Raw genomic sequence first — 2,033 nt, forward strand, 5'->3', positions numbered from 1 at the left:
GTATACGAGCATTGCTTCATGTTACGTGATTCTGTTGTTTTTATACCCCACGCCCCGCTCCAATGCATCCACCAGGCCTTACCCTCTTTCCCTCCCCGCCGCTCTCCCGACGGCAGCGCGTTTTACAGCCATTCACACAGCGGCAACTTCACTACCCAACTTTTTCTGCGCCTGTTCAATCCACCCCACGCCAGCCGCGGCGAACCGCCGCTGTTTGGCCAGTTTTAACGGTGAAAAACATGAATGTCGATGCCCTTCTTGAACCGCTGCGTGACGATGCCCCCTGTGGCGATGACCTGGAATATGACGCGGCCTTTATGGCGCTGGAACAGGCGCGCAGCGGCAAAGCCGAGCAGCAGTTTGGCAACACTATCATCCCCGCTGAGCCGCCAGACTGGCAGCAGGTGGCACAGCAGGCGGAACAGTTACTGACCCGCACCCGCGATATCCGTTTGTTGCTGATCCTCAGTGAAGCCTGGACGCACACCCAAGGCCTGCGCGGATGTGCCGCAGGACTCACGCTGCTGAGTGAAGCACTGACCCGCTACTGGCCGACGCTGCATCCGGCGCTGGAGTTTGATGGCGAGCCGGATCTGCTGATGCGCGTCAGTGCCCTGGCTGCGCTCGGCCCCCAGTCGGGTTTTAGCCGTGCGCTGCGCAACTGTTGGTTGATCAAAAGCAGCACCGGCGAGATCACCCTGCGTGATGCCATCGCCCTGCTGGACGGCAGCAAAGCCGAAGTCAGCGATTTTCCTGGCGGCGTGCCGCGCCTGCGTGAGTCATTACAGCAACCTGATCACGCCAGCGCTGCCGCTATTCGCACCCTGGCGCAGCACTTCACCACATTGCGCCTCTGTCTAGAGCAGCACCTGGACACCGCCGATATGCCCGACCTGGCCGCCACGGAGAAGGCGCTGGCGCTGCTACTGCCGTTGTTGCCGACACAAGCAGCATCGCCAGTGGAGGAGATTCCGGCGCCTGACACCGTGCAGGCAGAACCCGAGCACTCCACCCAATCGGCGCCTCTGTCCGCCGCGCTGAACTGGCAACAGGTGCCTCTCAACTCCCGCGCGGATGCGGAACTGATGCTGGAAAAAGTGCGCCTCTACTTTCAGCAGCACGAACCGAGCCATCCGGCACCGATCATGCTGGAGCGCGTGCAGCGTCTGATTCAGCTCGATTTCCTCGACATTATTCGTGACCTGGCGCCCGACGCCGTCACCCAACTGCAGGGCCTGTTTGGCCGTGCGGGCGAATAAAACGCCTGATGTCAGGCACATAACTCATGGAGAACACTATGGCTAACTTCCCCACCATTAAACGCGCCCGCAGTGGACAGAAGTTCATCTCGCGCAACCGTGCGCCACGCGTGCAGATTGAGTATGACGTGGAGATCTACGGCTCAGACCGCAAGGTGCAGCTGCCTTTCGTGATGGGCGTGATGGCTGATTTAGTGGGGCAACCCATCGAAGATCAGCCGGAGATCGCCGAGCGTAAGTTCCTTGAAGTGGACATCGATAACTTCGATGAGCGCATGAAAGCGTTGAAGCCCCATCTGGCGTATCACGTTGATAACACTCTGACCGGCGAAGGCAAAGTCGGTGTGGATCTGACCTTCAACAGCATGGACGACTTCCTGCCCGATGCCATTGTGCGCCGTGTTGAGCCGCTCAATGAGCTGCTGGAAGCGCGTACGCAACTCTCCAACCTGCTCTCTTACATGGATGGCAAAAACGGTGCTGAAGCGCTGATCGCCGAAGTGCTGCAAAACCCGACCTTAATGAAATCGTTGGCCACCGCACCAAAGCCAGCCACCGCCTCAAATCAAGACAGCGAAACGGAGAAACACGATGAGTAATACCGCATCCCAAAGTGCACGCCTGCAAACGGAAACCGTCACGCAGAGCGACTTCAGTGCGCTGTTAAACAAAGAGTTTCGCCCGAATAACGACCAGGCGCGTGATGCCATCACGCAGGCAGTGCAAACCCTGGCTGAACAGGCGTTAGAAAATAGCCTGCCGGTGTCCTACGAC

The 2,033-nt window shown here is 58.9% G+C and carries 2 protein-coding genes and 2 pseudogenes; all 4 read left to right on the forward strand.

What is annotated here, in order from left to right:
• A pseudogene (locus H7A81_RS27595) lies at positions 1 to 228 on the forward strand (hypothetical protein); the annotation flags it as partial.
• 11 nt (positions 229 to 239) lie between these two features.
• Complete coding sequence (tssA, locus tag H7A81_RS26965) at positions 240 to 1,259, forward strand: type VI secretion system protein TssA (RefSeq protein ID WP_182059305.1); 1,020 nt, start codon at positions 240 to 242, stop codon at positions 1,257 to 1,259.
• Between the two features lie 26 nt (positions 1,260 to 1,285).
• Positions 1,286 to 1,858, forward strand: a complete 573-nt coding sequence (gene tssB, locus H7A81_RS26970; RefSeq protein ID WP_052127451.1) for a type VI secretion system contractile sheath small subunit — start codon at positions 1,286 to 1,288, stop codon at positions 1,856 to 1,858.
• Positions 1,851 to 2,033, forward strand: a pseudogene (locus H7A81_RS26975) (type VI secretion system contractile sheath large subunit); the annotation flags it as partial. The gene tssB and the pseudogene H7A81_RS26975, both read left to right, overlap by 8 nt.

The sequence above is a fragment of the Pantoea sp. ME81 genome (assembly GCF_903970985.1).
In the GTDB taxonomy this organism is placed as follows: domain Bacteria; phylum Pseudomonadota; class Gammaproteobacteria; order Enterobacterales; family Enterobacteriaceae; genus Pantoea; species Pantoea communis.